At 59.1% G+C, this 18248-nt stretch carries 17 protein-coding genes; 8 read left to right on the top strand and 9 right to left on the bottom strand.

The genetic code is table 11. The features are described from left to right. Positions 1 to 8 precede the first annotated feature (8 nt). From gatB to ACA048_RS04210, 4 genes are all read left to right on the top strand, one after another. The gene (gatB, locus tag ACA048_RS04225; protein WP_150782085.1) at positions 9 to 1454 is read left to right on the top strand and encodes an Asp-tRNA(Asn)/Glu-tRNA(Gln) amidotransferase subunit GatB; all 1446 of its coding nucleotides are present in this window, start codon (positions 9 to 11) and stop codon (positions 1452 to 1454) included. A 148-nt stretch (positions 1455 to 1602) separates the two neighbouring features. After that, complete coding sequence (locus tag ACA048_RS04220) at positions 1603 to 1977, top strand: septal ring lytic transglycosylase RlpA family protein (RefSeq protein ID WP_497628058.1); 375 nt, start codon at positions 1603 to 1605, stop codon at positions 1975 to 1977. 50 nt (positions 1978 to 2027) lie between these two features. Then, positions 2028 to 3089, top strand: a complete 1062-nt coding sequence (locus ACA048_RS04215; RefSeq protein ID WP_497628057.1) for a calcium/sodium antiporter — start codon at positions 2028 to 2030, stop codon at positions 3087 to 3089. Beyond that, complete coding sequence (locus ACA048_RS04210; protein WP_497628056.1) at positions 3086 to 3466, top strand: carboxymuconolactone decarboxylase family protein; 381 nt, start codon at positions 3086 to 3088, stop codon at positions 3464 to 3466. Before ACA048_RS04215 ends, ACA048_RS04210 begins: the two co-directional genes overlap by 4 nt. 117 nt (positions 3467 to 3583) lie before the next feature. Here ACA048_RS04210 and ACA048_RS04205 read toward each other — a convergent pair whose 3' ends face one another. The 5 genes from ACA048_RS04205 to kdgD form a co-directional block, all read right to left on the bottom strand. Continuing rightward, the gene (locus tag ACA048_RS04205; protein ID WP_497628055.1) at positions 3584 to 4525 is read right to left on the bottom strand and encodes an AEC family transporter; all 942 of its coding nucleotides are present in this window, start codon (positions 4523 to 4525) and stop codon (positions 3584 to 3586) included. Positions 4526 to 4706: 181 nt separating this feature from the next. Continuing rightward, on the bottom strand, positions 4707 to 6260 hold the full coding sequence (gene garD, locus ACA048_RS04200) for a galactarate dehydratase (RefSeq protein WP_497628054.1): 1554 nt from the start codon (positions 6258 to 6260) through the stop codon (positions 4707 to 4709). An 11-nt stretch (positions 6261 to 6271) separates the two neighbouring features. After that, the gene (locus ACA048_RS04195) at positions 6272 to 7639 is read right to left on the bottom strand and encodes an MFS transporter (protein WP_497628053.1); all 1368 of its coding nucleotides are present in this window, start codon (positions 7637 to 7639) and stop codon (positions 6272 to 6274) included. A 167-nt stretch (positions 7640 to 7806) separates the two neighbouring features. Continuing rightward, positions 7807 to 9252 carry an aldehyde dehydrogenase family protein gene (locus tag ACA048_RS04190; RefSeq protein ID WP_497628052.1) on the bottom strand — a complete coding sequence of 482 codons (1446 nt, stop codon included), beginning with the start codon at positions 9250 to 9252 and terminating at the stop codon, positions 7807 to 7809. A 61-nt stretch (positions 9253 to 9313) separates the two neighbouring features. Then, on the bottom strand, positions 9314 to 10225 hold the full coding sequence (gene kdgD / locus ACA048_RS04185) for a 5-dehydro-4-deoxyglucarate dehydratase (protein WP_497628051.1): 912 nt from the start codon (positions 10223 to 10225) through the stop codon (positions 9314 to 9316). Between the two features lie 242 nt (positions 10226 to 10467). Between kdgD and ACA048_RS04180 the strand changes: the two genes are divergently transcribed. The 3 genes from ACA048_RS04180 (at position 10468) to ACA048_RS04170 (ending at position 12553) form a co-directional block, all read left to right on the top strand. Next, positions 10468 to 11772, top strand: coding sequence for a phospholipase (locus ACA048_RS04180; protein ID WP_497628050.1), 1305 nt, complete (start codon positions 10468 to 10470; stop codon positions 11770 to 11772). 14 nt (positions 11773 to 11786) lie between these two features. Further along, positions 11787 to 11978, top strand: a complete 192-nt coding sequence (locus ACA048_RS04175) for a hypothetical protein (protein WP_497628049.1) — start codon at positions 11787 to 11789, stop codon at positions 11976 to 11978. A gap of 242 nt (positions 11979 to 12220) precedes the next feature. Continuing rightward, positions 12221 to 12553 (top strand): hypothetical protein, encoded by a 333-nt coding sequence (locus ACA048_RS04170; RefSeq protein WP_497628048.1) that lies wholly within the window; start codon positions 12221 to 12223, stop codon positions 12551 to 12553. 69 nt (positions 12554 to 12622) lie between these two features. Here the strand turns inward: ACA048_RS04170 and ACA048_RS04165 are convergent, their stop codons facing one another. The 4 genes from ACA048_RS04165 to ACA048_RS04150 all read right to left on the bottom strand — a co-directional run bounded on the left by ACA048_RS04165 (position 12623) and on the right by ACA048_RS04150 (position 17186). Continuing rightward, on the bottom strand, positions 12623 to 13372 hold the full coding sequence (locus ACA048_RS04165) for a FadR/GntR family transcriptional regulator (protein ID WP_497629796.1): 750 nt from the start codon (positions 13370 to 13372) through the stop codon (positions 12623 to 12625). 174 nt (positions 13373 to 13546) lie between these two features. Then, entirely contained in the window at positions 13547 to 15274 is a 1728-nt protein-coding gene (locus ACA048_RS04160; RefSeq protein WP_497628047.1) for an ABC transporter ATP-binding protein/permease, read from the bottom strand. Between the two features lie 96 nt (positions 15275 to 15370). Then, on the bottom strand, positions 15371 to 15931 hold the full coding sequence (locus tag ACA048_RS04155) for a response regulator transcription factor (protein ID WP_497628046.1): 561 nt from the start codon (positions 15929 to 15931) through the stop codon (positions 15371 to 15373). Next, on the bottom strand, positions 15924 to 17186 hold the full coding sequence (locus ACA048_RS04150) for an ATP-binding protein (protein WP_497628045.1): 1263 nt from the start codon (positions 17184 to 17186) through the stop codon (positions 15924 to 15926). The genes ACA048_RS04155 and ACA048_RS04150 overlap by 8 nt, the downstream gene beginning before the upstream one ends. A 316-nt stretch (positions 17187 to 17502) precedes the next feature. Here ACA048_RS04150 and ACA048_RS04145 point away from each other — a divergent pair, with 316 nt between their 5' ends. After that, the gene (locus ACA048_RS04145) at positions 17503 to 18219 is read left to right on the top strand and encodes an SIMPL domain-containing protein (RefSeq protein ID WP_497628044.1); all 717 of its coding nucleotides are present in this window, start codon (positions 17503 to 17505) and stop codon (positions 18217 to 18219) included. Positions 18220 to 18248: the final 29 nt, after the last annotated feature.

The following is an 18248-nucleotide window of genomic DNA, read 5'->3' as shown; positions in this document are numbered from 1 at the left end:
AGAAACACATGCAATGGGAAGTCGTGATCGGGCTGGAGATTCATACCCAGCTCACCACCCGGTCGAAAATCTTTTCCGGTAGTTCCACCACGTTCGGTTCCGAGCCGAACACCCAGGCCAGCCTGGTCGACCTGGGCATGCCCGGCGTACTGCCGGTGCTGAACCAGGAAGCGGTGCGCATGGCGGTGATGTTCGGTCTGGCGATTGACGCCGAGATCGGCCAGCACAACGTGTTCGCCCGTAAAAATTATTTCTACCCGGACTTGCCGAAGGGCTACCAGATCAGCCAGATGGAATTGCCGATCGTTGGCAAGGGCCACCTGGACATCGCCATGGAAGACGGCACGATCAAACGTGTCGGCGTGACCCGTGCGCACCTGGAAGAAGACGCCGGTAAAAGCCTGCACGAAGAGTTCAACGGCGCCACCGGCATCGACCTGAACCGTGCCGGCACGCCGCTGCTGGAAATCGTGTCCGAGCCTGACATGCGCAGCGCCAAGGAAGCCGTGGCTTACGTCAAGACCATCCACGCACTGGTGCGCTACCTGGGCATCTGCGACGGCAACATGGCCGAAGGTTCGCTGCGTTGCGACTGCAACGTGTCGATCCGTCCAAAGGGTCAGGTTGAATTCGGCACTCGCTGCGAGATCAAGAACGTCAACTCGTTCCGCTTCATCGAGAAGGCGATCAACAGCGAAGTCCAGCGTCAGATCGAGCTGATCGAAGACGGCGGCAAAGTGATCCAGCAGACCCGTCTGTACGATCCAAACAAGGACGAAACCCGTCCGATGCGCAGCAAAGAGGAAGCCAACGACTACCGTTACTTCCCCGATCCGGACCTGCTGCCGGTGGTCATCGAAGACTCGTTCCTCGACGACGTGCGGGCCACCCTGCCGGAATTGCCACCGCAAAAACGCGAGCGTTTCCAGGAGCAATTCGGTCTGTCGGTCTACGACGCCAGCGTGCTGGCGACCAGCCGCGAGCAAGCCGATTATTTCGAGAAAGTCGCGAGCATCGGCGGCGACGCCAAACTGGCGGCCAACTGGGTGATGGTCGAGTTGGGCAGCCTGCTCAACAAGCAAGGCCTGGACATCGAACAGTCACCGGTTTCCGCCGAGCAACTGGGCGGCATGCTGTTGCGCATCAAGGACAACACCATCTCCGGCAAGATCGCCAAGGTGGTGTTTGAAGCGATGGCCAACGGTGAAGGCAGCGCGGACGAAATCATCGACAAGCGCGGCCTCAAGCAAGTGACCGACAGCGGCGCCATCTCGGCGGTGCTGGACGAGATGCTCGCGGCCAATGCCGAACAGGTTGAACAGTACCGCGCGGCAGACGAAGCCAAACGCGGCAAAATGTTCGGCTTCTTCGTCGGCCAGGCCATGAAAGCCTCCAAAGGCAAGGCCAACCCGCAACAGGTCAACGAACTGCTGAAAAGCAAGCTCGAAGGCTGATGAGCATGGAGCCAGTTTTAAAGCCTGGCTCAAATCCTTGTAGGAGCAAGCTTGCTCGCGAAGGGGGCATCGCATTCAACATTTCTGTTGACTGCCATGCCGCTTTCGCGAGCAAGCTCGCTCCTACAGTTAGTTTCGGAACCTTTAAATGAAGCGTCTGCTCAGTGCCTGCGCCCTGCTCGCTCTGCTGGCCGGTTGTGCCAGTAACGATGTCGTCGATCCACACGGCTACGACAAGACCGGCACGGCGTCCTATTACGGCGCCAAACACCAAGGCAAACGCACCGCCAGTGGCGAGCGTTTCGACAAGAATTCCATGACCGCCGCCCATCGCCAGTTGCCTTTCGGCACGCGGGTGAAAGTCACTAATTTGAGCAACGACAAGTCCTGCGTGGTCCGCATCAACGATCGCGGGCCGCATACCCGCGGGCGCCTGATCGATCTGTCCCATGAAGCCGCCGAGCGCTTGGGCATGATCAAAAGCGGCACCGCCAAGGTTCGCGTGCAAGCCCTCGACGACTGACAGACGGAGCACCAACTATTTTCGGACTTGTCGATCTACCCCTGATCAGTGTGGTTGAACTGCTCAGCGGCCTGGTTTTACTGATCGCAGGCGCGGAGCTAATGGTGCGTGCCGCCGTGCGCCTCGCAGCGCGGTGGCATGTGCGACCGCTGATCATCGGCCTGACCATCGTCGCTCTCGGCAGCAGCGCACCGCAGATGGCGGTCAGCCTGCAAGCCACCCTCGCGGAAAATGCCGACATCGCCGTCGGCAGCGTGATCGGCAGCAGTATCTTCAACATTCTCGTCACCCTCGGGCTCTCGGCGCTGATCATTCCGCTGCGCGTTTCGCGGCAACTGGTGCGCTTGGATATTCCGCTGATGATCGGCGCCAGCCTGCTGGTGTTCCTCCTGGCCTGGAATGAAGAACTGACCCGAACGGATGGCGTAATACTGCTGGCGGCGCTGGCGCTCTACCTGGGCTTGCTGCTGCGTCAGTCTCGGCACTCGGTTCGTCCGCTATCGAGCGATCCGCAAAGCCGTCCGCCCCCATGGTTCGTCAGCCTGCTGATGATCGTGGCCGGGCTGGCGATGCTGATCTACGCCGGGCATCTGCTGTTGGGGGCTGCAGTAGAGGTGGCGACCGACCTAGGGTTGTCGGAACGGATCATCGGCCTGACCATTGTTGCCGTCAGCACGTCCCTGCCAGAGTTGGCCACCTCATTGATCGCAGCCCTGCGTGGTGAGCGGGAGATTGCCGTGGGCAACGTGATCGGCAGCAATCTGTTCAACCTTCTGGGTGTGCTGGGCGTGACGGCACTGATCGCGCCGTCGCCCCTGTCGGTTTCACCCAATGCCCTGGATTTCGACTTGCCGGTGATGCTCGGTGTCGCGGTGTTCTGTCTGCCGCTGTTCTACACCGGCTACCGGGTGACCCGGGCCGAAGGTTTGCTGTGTCTGGGTTTGTACCTGGCTTACGGGCTGCACGTGGTGTCGTTCACCACCGGCATGCCACTGGCCGGCAAGCTTGAACACCTGATGCTGTTTTTCGTCCTGCCGGCGCTGGTGGCGTATCTGCTGTTCACGTCCCTGCTCGCCTGGCGTCGCCAACACCACAAGAGGGATGTGCCATGACTGACAATAAAAAACCTGGCGTTGAAGTCCGACGCCAAGTAATGGGCGATGCCTTCGTCGACCGCGCACTGGGCAATGCCACAGCGTTCACCCAGCCGTTGCAGGATTTCGTCAATGAACACGCCTGGGGGGCGGTCTGGAATCGTGATGGTTTGGCGCTGAAAACCCGCAGCCTGATCACCCTTGCCGCGCTGACCGCGCTCAAATGCCCGCAAGAATTGAAAGGCCACGTGCGCGGTGCACTGAACAACGGCTGCACGGTGGAGGAGATTCGTGAAACGCTGCTGCATTGCGCGGTGTACGCTGGCGCCCCGGCGGCGATTGATGCGTTTCGGGCGGCGCAGGAAGTGATTGAGAGCTATCAGAAGCCGGAGTAAGTCCCAGGATTTTCGTCGTCAGCGACACCCCCATCGCAGGCAAGCCTTGCTCCTACAGGCTTCGTAGGAGCAAAGCTTGCTCGCGATCGGATCTGAAGGGCACCGCAAATCCCAAGGCTAAATCCACCCACCCCACTGCAACAAAAAAATCCCGATGTTGGTGGTCACCGCCGCCATCAACGTGGTGATCACAATGATCGCCGCCGCCAGTTCGTGATTGCCATTGGCCTGCCGCGCCATGACAAAACTGGCCGCAGCGGTCGGGCTGCCGAAGTACAGAAACAGAATCCCCAGCTCCGCCCCCCGAAAGCCCCAGAGCCAGGCCCCAAGTGTTGTCAGCACCGGCAGGCCGATCATCTTCACCAGGCTTGAGCTGAGCGCCATGTTGCCGCTTTTGCGCAACGCCGCCAGCGACAGCGTGCCACCAATGCAGATCAACGCCAGTGGCAAAGTGGTTTGCGCCAGGTATTGGCCGGATTTCTCCAGCCAGCCCGGCAAGCCAATATTGAAATAGGCAAACGGCGCCGCCACAAACACGCTGATGATCAACGGGTTGCCCATCACGCTTTTGCAGATGCTCCACGGATCGGACTTGATCACCGGGCTGTACACCGCCAGCACAATGGTCGAGAGCGTGTTGTAGAACAGAATCACCAGCGCCGCGAGAATCGCGCCGAGGGATATCCCGTAATCACCGTACATACTCGCCGCCAGCGCCAGGCCGATCACCCCGTTGTTGCCGCGAAACGCGCCTTGGGTGTAGATCCCCCGATCTTCACGCGGGCACTTCCAGATCGCCCAGCCCCAGGCAATGGCGAAACTCACCAGCGTGGCAATCGAGAAGTAGATCAGCAGCGCCGGTTGTAGCGCGGCGTGGAGGTCAGCATGCAGGATGCCCAGAAACAACAACGCCGGCATGGTGACGTTGAACACCAAGGCCGACGCGGTGTGGATGAAGTTGTCGTTGATCCAGTTGATGCGCTTGAGCAACACCCCCAGAAACAGCATGGCAAACACCGGCGCGGTGATGTTCAGGGTTTCGAGGAAGATAGCCAGCATGCAGGGGGGAACCTTGGGTGAGCGTCGTTAGGGGGCTAATGATAAGCCACTGAGGACCCCGGCGTCTGGTAGACCGCCATCGCGGGCAAGCCTTGCTCCTACAGATCTGCGTCGTACGCAATGGCGTGAACGACATAAAACCGTAGGAGCAAGGCTTGCCCGCGATGCAGGCGACTCGGTATCAGGTAATCGGCGCCGGGTTGAACAGCGTGATGTCGTTATGCAGCTTGTGCGTCTCCGCCCACGTCTGTTTCTTGCCGCTGGCCACGTCCAGGTAGTAGTGAAACAACTCCCAGCCGAGGTCTTCAATCGAAGCGCGCCCGGTGGCAATCCGCCCGGCATCGATGTCGATCAAATCCGGCCAGCGCTGCGCCAGCTCCGTACGGGTCGAGACCTTCACCACCGGTGCCATCGCCAAACCATACGGCGTGCCGCGACCGGTAGTGAACACATGCAGGTTCATCCCTGCCGCCAATTGCAACGTCCCGCAGACAAAGTCACTGGCCGGGGTCGCGCAGAAGATCAGCCCTTTGCGCTTGAAACGCTCGCCAGGGCCAAGCACCCCATTGATCGCGCTGCTGCCGGACTTGACGATCGAGCCCAGGGACTTCTCGACAATGTTCGACAACCCGCCCTTTTTGTTGCCTGGCGTGGTGTTGGCGCTGCGATCCGCTTCGCCCTTGGCCAGGTAACGGTCGTACCAGTCCATTTCCCGCACCAGCTCCTGAGCAACTTCCTCAGTCTCTGCGCGAGAGGTCAGCAGATAAATCGCGTCGCGCACTTCAGTGACTTCGGAAAACATCACCGTCGCACCGGCACGCAGCAACAGGTCCGAGGCATAACCCAGCGCCGGGTTAGCGGTGATCCCGGAAAACGCATCACTGCCACCACACTGCATGCCCAGAATCAGCTCGGACGCCGGTACGGTTTCCCGGCGACGCTGATCGAGCTTCTTCAGACGGGTTTCGGCCAGCGCCATGATCTGTTCGATCATCTCGGTGAAACCGTGACTCGAATCCTGCAAGCGGTACAACCATGGCTCGCTCAAATCCACAGAACTGTCGTTCTCGTGCATCACCTGCCCGGCCTGCAACTTCTCGCAGCCCAGGCTGATCACCAACGCTTCGCCGCCCAGGTTCGGGTTGCGCGCCAGGTTGCGCACGGTACGGATCGGGATGTACGCGTCGGCCGCCGTAATCGCCACACCACAGCCGTAACTGTGGGTCAGCGCCACCACATCATCGACGTTCGGGTACTTGGGCAGCAACTCGTCCTTGATGCGCTTGACCGCATGATCGAGCACGCCGGTGACGCACTGAACAGTCGTGGTGATCCCAAGAATATTGCGCGTGCCGACAGTGCCGTCGGCGTTGCGGTAACCCTCGAACGTAAAGCCTTCCAGCGGTGCCTGCGCCGCCGGCACTTCGGTGGACAGCGGCAAGCTGTCCAGCGGTGGCGCGGTGGGCATGCGCAGTTGATCTTCCTTGACCCAGCTGCCGCGCGGAATCGGCTGCAACGCGTGGCCAATGGTCTGGCCGTAACGAATCACCTGCCCGCCTTCGGGAATGTCTTCCAGCGTGACTTTGTGGCTCTGTGGCACGAAGTCCACAGTCACCAGGCCATCCGGAAATTCAGTGCCGGCTGGCACGCCTTGGTCATTGACCACGATCACTACGTTGTCCCGCTCGTGCAGGCGGATGTAACGCGGCGAGTCGGAATGTTCAATCAACTGCATGACGCCGCTCCTCAGGAATGCGCTTGTGACAATTTGTTGTTTATTTCAGGACCGCTGACTGGCGGCTCCTTGAGTACCACGCGTTTGATCGGACCGACAATCACCAAGTAGCTGAACACTGCGACCAGTGCGTTGCAACCGACAAACACCAGCGCCCATTTGAACGAACCGGTGGAGCTGATGATGTAGCCGATGACAATCGGGGTGGTGATCGAAGCGATGTTGCCGAAGGTGTTAAACAGGCCACCGCTGAGACCGGCAATCTGTTTTGGCGAGGTATCCGACACCACGGCCCAACCCAGCGCACCCACGCCCTTACCAAAGAACGCCAGGGCCATGAAGCCGACGACCATCCATTCAACGTCCACGTAGTTGCAGGCCACGATGCTGCTGGAGACCAGCAAGCCAGCAATGATCGGCGCCTTGCGGGCGAAGGTCAGGGAATGGCCCTTGCGCAGCAGGTAGTCGGAAATCACGCCGCCGAGCACACCACCAATAAAGCCGCAGATCGCCGGCAACGAGGCAATGAAACCGGCCTTGAGGATGGTCATGCCGCGTTCTTGCACCAGGTACACCGGGAACCAGGTCAGGAAGAAGTAGGTGATGCCGTTGATGCAGTACTGCCCCAGATACACACCGAGCATCATGCGGTTGGTCAGCAACTGGCGGATGTAGTCCCACTTCGGACCGTCGACCTTTTTGCCTTTGCCTTTGTCCTGGTCCATGTCGACCATGCCGCCGTTATCGGCGATGTGTTTGAACTCGGCGTCATTGATCATCGGATGCTGACGCGGGCTGTGGATAACTTTCAGCCAGATGCCCGAGAAAATGATGCCGATCACACCCATGACGATGAACACGTGCTGCCAGCCGAAGCTGTAAACGATCCAGCCCATCAGCGGCGCAAACAGCACCGTGGCGAAGTATTGCGCCGAGTTGAAAATCGCAGACGCCGTACCGCGTTCAGCGGTCGGGAACCAGGCCGCCACAATGCGCGCGTTACCGGGGAAGGATGGCGCTTCGGCCAGGCCCACCAGGAAGCGCAGCATGAACAGCGCAACCACCGCCGTGGACATGCCGAACTCGCCGACATAACCCTGCAACACGGTGAACAGCGACCAGGTGAAGATGCTGAGCGCGTAGATTTTTTTCGAGCCGAAACGGTCCAGCAACCAGCCACCGGGAATTTGCCCGGCCACATAGGCCCAACCGAATGCAGAGAAGATATAACCGAGGGTGACCGCGTCAATGCCGAGGTCTTTTTGCAGGCTGGAGCCTGCGATGGCGATAGTGGCCCGGTCGGCGTAGTTGATCGTGGTCACCAGAAAAAGCATGAGCAGGATCAAATAGCGGACGTGAGTCGGCTTGGTCGCTTGCATGTAGATGGACTCCCACTGATTATTTTTATGCGGGTAACAACAATTTCTTGCCGGATCTGGCTTTTGTAGGAGCCGGGCTTGCCCGCGATAGCATCACCGCGGTGCGACTGACACACCACGGTGATGCTATCGCGGGCAAGCCCGGCTCCTACAGGTACTGCGGTGTATCAGGAACCGATGTAAGAGGTCTTCACCACGGTGTAGAACTCTTGCGCATAGCGACCTTGCTCGCGGGATCCATAGGATGAACCTTTACGCCCGCCGAATGGAACGTGGTAATCCACGCCAGCGGTCGGCAGGTTGACCATCACCATCCCGGCCTGGGAGTGGCGTTTGAAGTGGTTGGCGTACTTCAGCGAAGTGGTGGCGATACCCGCCGACAGACCGAATTCAGTGTCGTTGGCCATGGCCAGCGCTGCTTCGTAATCGGCAACGCGAACCACGTTGGCCACCGGGCCAAAGATCTCTTCGCGGCTGATGCGCATCGCAGCTTCGCTGTCGGCAAACAGCGTTGGCGCGAGGAAGTAGCCTTCAGTATCGCAAGTCACCAGACCGCCACCGCTGACCAGACGCGCACCTTCGGACTGGCCGATGTCGATGTACTTCATGTCTTGTTCAAGCTGCGCTTGCGAGACGACCGGACCAATGTCGGTGCCAGCTTTCAGCGCGTGGCCGACCTTGATCGACTTCATGCGTTCGGCCACGGCTTCGACGAATTTGTCGTGGATGCCGGCCGTCACGATGAAGCGGCTCGAAGCGGTGCAACGCTGGCCAGTGGAGTAGAACGCGCTCTGTACCGACAGCTCGACTGCTTGCTTGAGGTCGGCGTCGTCGAGAATGATCTGTGGGTTCTTGCCACCCATTTCCAGCTGAACCTTGGCCTGACGCGAGACACAGCTGACCGCAATCTGACGACCAACGCCCACGGAACCGGTGAAGCTGATGCCGTCGACTTTCGGGCTCTGCACCATGGCATCGCCAACCACACGACCGCTGCCCATCACCAGGTTGAACACGCCGGCCGGGAAGCCTGCGCGAGAGATGATTTCAGCCAGGGCCCAGGCACAACCCGGCACCAGGTCGGCTGGTTTCAGCACGACGCAGTTACCGTAAGCCAGGGCCGGGGCGATTTTCCACGCAGGAATTGCGATCGGGAAGTTCCATGGCGTGATCAGGCCAACCACACCCAATGCTTCGCGGGTCACTTCAACGTTCACACCCGGGCGTACCGACGGCAGGTAGTCGCCGGACAGACGCAGGGTTTCGCCGGCGAAGAACTTGAAAATGTTACCGGCGCGGGTCACTTCGCCGATGGCTTCAGGCAAGGTTTTGCCTTCTTCACGGGCCAGCAAGGTGCCGAGTTCTTCGCGACGGGCGAGGATCTCAGTGCCGACTTTATCCAGCGAATCGTGACGAGCCTGAATGCCCGAGGTCGACCAGCCCGGGAACGCGGCGCGAGCGGCGTCGATGGCGGCGTGGACCTGTGCCAGATCGGCTTTGGCGTAGTTGCCAATGGTGTCGGTCAGTTCGGACGGGTTGATGTTGGCGCAGTATTCACTGCCCGCTACCCATTCACCATTGATGTAGTTATCAAAACGCTTTGCATCTGCCACGGAATGTTCTCCTCACGCAAAAGGCCGCTGATCACTCAGCGGCCTTATTAAATCGGATGTGTTATTGCGCACCTTGCTTGTCGATCAGCGCGGCGAGCATTTCGTACTCTTCGGCCGTCAGATCGGTCAGCGGTGCACGCACAGGACCTGCGTCATAGCCGGCAATTTTTGCCCCGGCCTTGACGATGCTCACGGCATAACCGGCTTTGCGGTTACGGATGTCCAGGTACGGCAGGAAGAAGTCGTCGATGATCTTGCCGACGGTGGCGTGATCTTCGCGAGCGATGGCGTGGTAGAAATCCATCGCGGTTTTCGGGATGAAGTTGAACACCGCCGAGGAGTAAACCGGCACACCCAGGGCCTTGTAAGCCGCTGCGTAAACTTCGGCGGTCGGCAAACCACCCAGGTAGCTGAAACGATCACCGAGGCGACGACGGATCGACACCATCAGCTCGATATCGCCCAGGCCATCCTTGTAACCGATCAGGTTCGGGCAACGCTCGGCCAGACGTTCCAGCAGCGGAGCGGTCAGGCGGCAGACGTTACGGTTGTAAACCACCACGCCGATTTTTACCGATTTGCACACGGCTTCAACGTGGGCGGCAACGCCGTCCTGGCTGGCTTCGGTCAGGTAGTGCGGCAGCAACAACAGGCCCTTGGCGCCCAGACGCTCGGCTTCCTGTGCGTATTCAATGGCTTGACGGGTCGAACCGCCCACGCCAGCCAGAATCGGCACGCTGGTTTCGCAGGTGTCGACGGCAGTCTTGATGATTTCCGAATATTCGCTGGCCGCCAGAGAGAAGAACTCACCGGTGCCGCCCGCGGCGAACAGTGCCGAGGCGCCGTATGGGGCCAGCCATTCGAGACGTTTGATATAGCCCGCGCGATGGAAGTCGCCCTGAGCATTGAAATCGGTAACCGGGAAAGACAGCAGACCGGAAGAGAGGATGGACTTCAGTTCTTGTGGATTCATTATTCGAACACCCTGGGTAGCAACGTTTGTGTGTGTGTGTGAGAAAACCGTTCAGCTTTCGCCTAGTTGTAGGTCATCGTACAACTTAAATAATAACCGTCAACTGCATTTCATCGCCGTCTGCAGTTTTTGTGTGGGACAAGTATTTTCTTGACGTAGGAAATTTCTCATCTATGATCGAAACAACTGTATATGCATACAGTTAGATGAGTTTGTACCGATGGCATATCAAGGAGAAAGAAATGTCAGGTCTACACACAAAACCGCAGGAAACCCCCAATCAGGTCATTGCCAATCTGGATGATCTTTTTACCGAGGACGGCATCACCATCCGCGCCAACGAACACTTGGTTCTGCGCCTTGGCGAGCAACACAACGCAGCACCTCCAACGTCCGCCTCAGCATCCGTGTATGCCTTGAAAGGCCAGCCTCAGCTGCGTTTCGAGGGGGGTGAGCACACCGCAATCGGCGACACCACGCTGCTGCGTTTCGTCAAGGATGCCCCCGCCATTCCAGCAGCGCAGGTTGAGCTGCACCTGCCCAACGGCCTGGCGCTGACCTATGGCCAAGTCGTTGCGCTGGGGGGTGATTTTTATGGCATTCCCGATCAGCCCATCAGTAATGGCGCGACGGCTGCTGATCGCGTCCAGCGTTTTGCCAACGCCTTTAACTCCCTCGCCGTTCTGCCGGCCTCCAATGCCGAGGCGAAGCAGATCCTCGCCGTCATGCAAAAGGAAATCGCCGCGGTTAACCAGGCGATCCGGGACGGTAAACAACCTCACGAGGTCTATGACGCCCTCGGAGATACGTTGTCGGAAGAGTGGAACAAGATTACCGGTGGCGGCAGTTTTGTCTCGGCTTTGTTCCCGTTGGGGCGTTATCTGAAACTGGCCGCGAACAATTCTGACCACTTTGCCGAAGGGGCACTGGCAGCCTATATCGCAGGCCACACAGCAGCCGTGCAGCAAGCGGTGCTGGCGAAAAACAGTGGTGATGAAAAACAGCTGGAAATCGCCTACGCGATGAATGCCTTTGCTGATCACTACCTGACCGACCTGTTTTCCGCCGGCCACTTGCGCGTCCCCCGCAAACAGCTGGCGGCAGTGGTCACGCCCAGTGACCTAGGCTCGCTGATCACCCGCTTCATGCACGATGAAGACAGCAAGTTCGGCCTCAATGTACGCAACGGCAACGGCGACCAATGGCGAGCCTACGGCGACAAGCGTTATTTCGATGCGATCGACAGCGCCAACCGGCTCCAGGTTAATCAAGCGGTACAGCTTTCTGCGGATGAAATTTTCGCGGCGTATCTCAGCGGCGTCGCACCGCTGCCCGGCCATTTCAGCGCCTTGAAAAAGTTGCCGGACCTGCAAGCCGTGCTGAACCCGGCGGGCAATTTCTCGCCACTGTTCAAGGTCGAGGGCAACAAAGTGCTGCGACGCAAGGACGTCAACAACCTGAACGATACCGCCACCATCGACGACTGGTGGGGCTGGAGCACTTACTTGCTGCTCAAGGACTACGCACCCACTGGCAACGTTGCCTGATAAGGAGATCGATGATGACTATCAAATTGACACTGGAACTGGCTTCGGGGCAATCGCTTAAGGGGGCGCCGCTGGAGTTGTTGTCCAAAGGGATGCCGATTGCTCGTGGGGTTGTGGATCAACATGGAAGTGTGACGTTCGATGTTAAATCTGCGGCGGCACAGTTGGCCGTGCGGGTGGATCGTTCGATTCTGAAAACTGGCTGAAGCTAATGGCCCCATCGCGAGCAGGCTCGCTCCCACAATTGATCGAGGGTGAACACCCATAGTGTGTTTACTGAAAATCGCCTGAGGGAGAGAGCCTGCTCGCGACTCTTCGCGAGCAACTGCCTTTACATATTCACCACTCGTCTGAACTGTTATTTATGACAGTAGTCTGGCAGGTGCAGTGAATAGCATAAATGGTGGGTAACGCATGCCCCCCCCAAACCAGTAAAGGACCGCTGATCATGACAACTCAATCCAAAACCTATCCCGCTCCCATTCTGGAAAATCGCGAAGGTCAGGCTCTCCCTGACAATAAGATTTCCGTGAGAAAAAACAGCGACGGTGTGGTGATCAAAGTCGACACAACCCCATTCGCCCAAGACACAAAACTTACTGCCCATTTCAGCGTGATTACCGGGGTGGATTGGAGTGAGTTCAAACTGGTCGAGGGCTCAGCACTCAAGTTCATCCTCGATAACGCGAACTTCAAGCTGCATGCGGGCAAAACGGCAACGATCAAATACTCAATTGAAAGCAACGACTCTGAGGTGGTTGTCGCACCGATTGTAGAGTAACCCGTCAACTTGAGCTGGGCGCCTTTGCGTTGCGGCAAAAGGCGTCGGCCTCGACCGCACCCCAAGCATTTACCCCCGCTGCGCCTCAGCCTCTTCATGCGCATGGCGCAGCCGCTCGCGGCTGTTGGTCAGGTGCAAGCGCATCGCTGCCCGCGCCGCATCGGAATCCTGGCGGGCGATGGCGTCGTAAATCTCTTCGTGTTCACGGCTCAGACGATTCATGTAGTGCTGCTGGTCGTCATGGGCCAGGCGCGCCGAGTTCAGCCGCGTGCGCGGGATGATGCTGGTGCCCAGGTGGGTCATGATGTCGGTGAAGTAGCGGTTACCGGTCGCCAGCGCGATTTGCAGATGGAACTGGAAGTCCGAGGCGACCGCATCGCTGGCATGGGAAGCGCTTTCGTTGAGGGCGTCCAGTGCGGCTCTCATTAAACCAAGCTGTTCGGGGCTACGGCGTTGCGCGGCGAGGCCGGCGGATTCCACTTCGAGACTGATGCGCAGTTCCAGAATCGCCAGCACGTCACGCAGGGTGACCACCGTCGCCGGGTCGATACGGAAACCGCTTGGGCTCGGGGTATCGAGCACGAAGGTGCCGATGCCATGGCGGGTTTCAACCTGCCCGGCTGCCTGCAAGCGGGAAATCGCTTCGCGCACCACGGTGCGGCTGACGCCATGGGCGTCCATGATCGCCGACTCGGTGGGCAATTTGTCGCCGCGCTTGAGGTGACCGTCGCGGATCTGCTCGGACAGCACCGTCACCAGTTCCTGTGCGAGGCTGCGGCGCTTGCGAGGGAGGCGTGGTGCGTCGTTCGGGTTTTCCATGTTGAACATTTGTCTCGAAAATTCGGCTGAATCCGCATCATAGCTCAACGCGGTTGTACGATCACCGTCGGTGTAGGAGCAAGGCTTGCCCGCGATGAACGATAACGCGCTCGTTCGGATAGACCGAGTTGTGGCCATCGCGGGCAAGCCTTGCTCCTGCAGGGATTGCAGTGTTTATGCGGTCACGGTCTGGTCCATTAAATGGCCGTTCTCGATACGAACATGCCGTGGATGAAAACGTTTCAGGCTGCTGCGATGCCCGACGCTGACAATGCTCAGCCCCGGTATTTCATCGATCAACGCCTGATACAGCGACGCCTCATCCTCTTCATCCATCGCCGAGGTCGCTTCGTCCATGTACAGCCATTGCGGTGCATACAGCAGCGCACGGGCAAACGCCAAACGTTGCTGCTCACCCGGCGAGAGCATGCGCTGCCAGTGGTTCGCTTCATCCAGACGTCCAACAAGATGCGGCAATCGGCAGGTTTCCAGCACGTGGACGTAGCGCTCCTGCGAATAGGTATCGCCAGACTGTGGATAACTCAACGCTTCACGCAGGCTGCCAATCGGCAAGTACGGCTTTTGTGGCAGGAACAGGTAGCGCGCCGATGGCAGACGAATACTGCCGTGGCCCGCCGGCCACAGATGCCCCATCGCACGCAACAAGGTCGACTTTCCGCTGCCGGAACGACCGCTGAGCATGACACGCTCGCCCTCTTCCACCGTCATGTCGGCGTTGGTCAGCAGATGGCGGCCGTCCGCCAGATCGAGGCCGAGGTTGTGGATCTTCAGTTCATTGCCCTGATTCTGTACGTCAATGGCCGGCTGGCGCTCTTCATTTTCAGTCATGGCCTGACGGAAACTCAGCAGACGATCACAGGTAGCGCGCCATGATGCAAGGTTCTGGTACGCACTGATAAACCAGCTGAAACTCTCTTGAACATTGCCGAACGCCGAACTGATCTGCATCAGCTCCCCGAGTTCAATCTTGCCCGCGAAGTAACGCGGTGCGGCAACCATGAACGGAAAGATGATGGCCGCCTGGGTATAACCCGCCGTAAAGAAAGTCAGGCGCTTGGACACTTTCATGATGTCCCAGAAGTTGTGCCAGACCATGCCGAAACGGCTGCTCAAGCGACGATTTTCGTTCGGTTCGCCGTTATACAGCGCAATACTTTCGGCATTCTCGCGAACCCGGACCATGGAGAAACGCAGGTCGGCTTCAAAGCGTTGTTGTTGGTTGTTCAGGCCGATCAAGCGACGACCGATCAAGTGCGTCAGCCAGCTACCGACCACGGCATAGACCAGCACACACCAGAACATATAGCCGGGAATGGTAAAACCAAACACTTCAATACTGCCCGACACGCCCCACAGAATGATCGAGAACGACACCAGACTGACAATGTTGCGAAGCAACCCAATGCCCAGCTCCAGGGTGTTCGAAGTGAAGTTGTTGAGGTCTTCAGAAATCCGCTGGTCCGGGTTATCGGTGTAACCGCCCTGCTCCAGCTGGTAGTAGTTTTTGTTGCCAAGCCAACGGGCGAAGTGTTTCTCGGTCAGCCACGCTCGCCAGCGGATGGTCAGCATCTGCGTCAAATAGAGCCGGTACACCGCACCAACAATCGCCACCGCTGCAATCGCACAGAAATACAGAATCAGCTGCCAGAAGGCCGCTTCATCTTTCTTTTGCAGGGCGTTGTAAAAATCCTTGTACCAAGTGTTGAACCACACCGAGATCCCCACGCTGATCAGCGACAACGCAATCACCGCGATCAGCAGGGTCCAGGCCTTGACCTTCTCTTCACTTCGCCAGTAGGGCGTGATGATCGCCCAGACCTTGCGGAAAAACTGCCCGCGCACGGCATCGTTGACCGCGGAATATTCAGCGTTCTGATTCATGGATAAGGCTCGATAGGGAAAAGAACACACACAAACCGATCATAGTTGATCGGTTCGGGTTATCGCGAGGGCTGGCGATGATCGTTCAGCGTCCGTTCAGCGGCGGACCGGACGTTTCTGCAATTTGCGCTGCAGGGTTCGGCGGTGCATGCCCAGGGCGCGGGCCGTGGCAGAGATGTTGCCTTCGTGCTCGGTCAGCACGCGCTGAATGTGTTCCCACTGCAAACGGTCCACCGACATCGGGTTTTCCGGCACCAGGGTATCGAGGTCGGCGTGCTTGGACAGCAGCGCGGCCAGCACGTCGTCGGCGTCGGCCGGTTTGCACAGGTAATTACAGGCGCCGCGCTTGATCGCTTCGACGGCGGTGGCGATGCTCGAATAACCGGTGAGGATCACCACGCGCATTTCCGGGTCCAGCTCAAGCAGCTTGGGCAGCAAGACCAAACCCGAGTCACCGTCCATTTTCAGGTCCAGCGCGGCGTAATCCGGCAGATCGGCCTGGGCGATGGTCAGGCCTTCTTCGGCAGAGCCTGCGGTGCTGACGCGAAAACCACGGCGGGCCATGGCGCGGGCCATTACGCGGGTGAAGGTTGCATCGTCGTCGACCAACAGCAAATGCGGCAGTTCTTCGCCTTCTACTTGGATCTCGTCACTCATGTTCGTCTCCTCGGGCGACACGGGGCAGGCGCAGCTCGGTGAGCGTGCCGCCTTCCTCATGACTGTAGAGTTTCACTGAGCCGCCGGCGCGTGTCACGCTGGCCTTGCTCAAAAACAGGCCCAGGCCGAAACCTTTGCCTTTGGTGGTAAAAAACGGTTTGCCGATCTGTTCGGCGATGGCCAGCGGCACACCGGCACCGTGGTCACGGATGCTGATGGTCAGGTCTTCGGCGTTCCAGTCCAACGTCACTTGCAGCCCTTCGGGGCACGCATCGGCGGCGTTGTTCAGCAAATTCAGTAGCGCTTGGGTCAGGTCGGGCGGCGGCGCCATGCGCGGCACGGTGCCTTGGCCCTGGCGCTGGAAGCGGTAACTGGCCTCCGGGCGCATCAGGTGCCAGCGGTTCAGCGCTTCGTCGAGCCAGTCGGTGACGTCCTGCATCTCCACCGCCAAGCGGCGATTGGCCTCGGCGGCGCGCACCAGTTGCTGCAAGGTTTCTTTGCAGAGCTTGACCTGATCCTGCAACACGCTCAAATCGTCCTGCAACAACGGGTCGTGATGGTCCTGACGCATCTCCTTGAGCAACACGCTCATGGTCGCCAGCGGCGTGCCCAGTTCATGAGCCGCGCCTGCCGCTTGCGTCGCTACGGCCAGCAATTGCTGATCACGCAGGCCTTCCTCACGACGAATGGCACGCAGCTCCTCCTGTCGGCGCAGCTCTTCGGCCATGCGCGCGGCGAAAAACGTAATCACCGCCGCAGCCAGCGCGAAGCTCAGCCACATCCCGTAGACCTGCAGGTTTTCCCGGGCGATCGGGAAGGTTTGCAGTGGATAAAAACGCACGAGCAGCAAGGTGTACATCGTCAACGCGATACCGGACAGAATCACCGAATAGCGCCATGGCAACGTCACCGCGGCGATGGTCAGCGGCACCAGGTAATAAGAGACGAACGGGTTGGTCGAGCCACCGGAGAAATACAGCAGGGCACTGTGGATAAACAGGTCGCAGGCCAGTTGCAGCGCGTATTCGAGCTCGGTTACTGGCCATGACGTACGCAATCGAACCGCCGTGAACACGCACAGCAGCATCGAACACCCGAGGGTCATTGCCAGCTGCACCCACGGCAGCGGCAGCAGGTCGAACCAGTAGGCCAACCCCACGGAACCTGCCTGAGCGGCGAGGACTAATGTGCGGATAAACGTGAGCCGCCAGAGGTTCTGGCGAGTGGCAGAAGTGATTTGAACGGGGGCGAGCATGAGCTCTCCTGATGAGCGCTCCAGGCGGATCGCACGGAGTATAACCAAGCATGGGGGTTGGCAGGCAAAAGTGCGGCAAACAGCCACATGGCAAAAAGGATGGTGGCGTCTATAAGACCGCCTTCGCGAGCAGGCTCGCTCCCACATTGAAATGCATTCCCCCTGTGCGAGCCTGCTCGCGATTGACCGCGCAGCGGTCACTGGCAATCCATCTGTATAGAAGTTGTAACTGTGCGAACCGGATCATCAAAGGTAGAGTCTGATGGTTTCACGCAGGCTCGGACCCAACACCTGCGCACCGCCCAAGGAGCTTTTCATGCACACATCGCGCCGCTGCACCGCCCTTCTCGCCCTGAGTGTCGGCACCCTCGCCAGCCTCCCGGCCTTGGCCGCCGACGAGCTGCACTACAACCAGATTTCCCTGCGCGCCGAAGTCAGCCAGGAAGTGGCGCGCGACCTGATGATCGTAACCCTCTACACCGAAGACCAAAACACCGACCCGGCCAAACTCGCCGCCGACGTCAGCACCACCATGAACAAAGCGCTGGCCCAGGCCAAACAGGTCAAAGACATCACCCTGCGCCAGGGCAGCCGCAACAGCTACCCGATCTACGACACCAAGGGCCAGAAAATCACCGGCTGGCGCGAACGCGCCGAACTGCGCCTGGAAAGCTCGGACTTCGCCGCCCTGTCGAAACTGACCGGCGAACTGCTCACCGACCTGAAAATGGGCGGCATGGACTTCGCCATCGCCACGCCAACGCGCAAGGCCAGTGAAGATGCGCTGCTTAAAGAAGCCGTGACCGCCTTCAAGGCTCGCGCGCAATTGGCAACGGATGCGTTGGGCGGCAAGAGCTACAAAATCGTGAACCTGAACTTGAACAGCAACGGTTATCCACAACCGTACATGCGCGGCCCAATGATGATGAAAGCCGCCGCGATGGATGCAGCGCCAGTGACACCGGATGTTGAGGCGGGCACGAGTCAGGTCAGCATGACGGCGGATGGGGCGATTGAAGTGTTGATGCCTTGATTCGATAACCCCGTACATAAAAAACGGCG

This window comes from Pseudomonas sp. LBUM1659 (genome assembly GCF_059716045.1).
Note: the sequence above shows the minus strand (reverse complement) of the source record. Positions and strands in the feature narration are given on the sequence as shown.

Coding starts and splice junctions, on each gene's coding strand:
- gatB (WP_150782085.1), top strand. CDS start 9: ATGCAATGGGAAGTCGTGATCGGGCTGGAGATTCATACCCAGCTCACC.
- ACA048_RS04220 (WP_497628058.1), top strand. CDS start 1,603: ATGAAGCGTCTGCTCAGTGCCTGCGCCCTGCTCGCTCTGCTGGCCGGT.
- ACA048_RS04210 (WP_497628056.1), top strand. CDS start 3,086: ATGACTGACAATAAAAAACCTGGCGTTGAAGTCCGACGCCAAGTAATG.
- ACA048_RS04205 (WP_497628055.1), bottom strand. CDS start 4,525: ATGCTGGCTATCTTCCTCGAAACCCTGAACATCACCGCGCCGGTGTTT.
- garD (WP_497628054.1), bottom strand. CDS start 6,260: ATGCAGTTGATTGAACATTCCGACTCGCCGCGTTACATCCGCCTGCAC.
- ACA048_RS04195 (WP_497628053.1), bottom strand. CDS start 7,639: ATGCAAGCGACCAAGCCGACTCACGTCCGCTATTTGATCCTGCTCATG.
- kdgD (WP_497628051.1), bottom strand. CDS start 10,225: ATGAATCCACAAGAACTGAAGTCCATCCTCTCTTCCGGTCTGCTGTCT.
- ACA048_RS04180 (WP_497628050.1), top strand. CDS start 10,468: ATGTCAGGTCTACACACAAAACCGCAGGAAACCCCCAATCAGGTCATT.
- ACA048_RS04175 (WP_497628049.1), top strand. CDS start 11,787: ATGACTATCAAATTGACACTGGAACTGGCTTCGGGGCAATCGCTTAAG.
- ACA048_RS04170 (WP_497628048.1), top strand. CDS start 12,221: ATGACAACTCAATCCAAAACCTATCCCGCTCCCATTCTGGAAAATCGC.
- ACA048_RS04165 (WP_497629796.1), bottom strand. CDS start 13,372: ATGGAAAACCCGAACGACGCACCACGCCTCCCTCGCAAGCGCCGCAGC.
- ACA048_RS04160 (WP_497628047.1), bottom strand. CDS start 15,274: ATGAATCAGAACGCTGAATATTCCGCGGTCAACGATGCCGTGCGCGGG.
- ACA048_RS04155 (WP_497628046.1), bottom strand. CDS start 15,931: ATGAGTGACGAGATCCAAGTAGAAGGCGAAGAACTGCCGCATTTGCTG.
- ACA048_RS04150 (WP_497628045.1), bottom strand. CDS start 17,186: ATGCTCGCCCCCGTTCAAATCACTTCTGCCACTCGCCAGAACCTCTGG.
- ACA048_RS04145 (WP_497628044.1), top strand. CDS start 17,503: ATGCACACATCGCGCCGCTGCACCGCCCTTCTCGCCCTGAGTGTCGGC.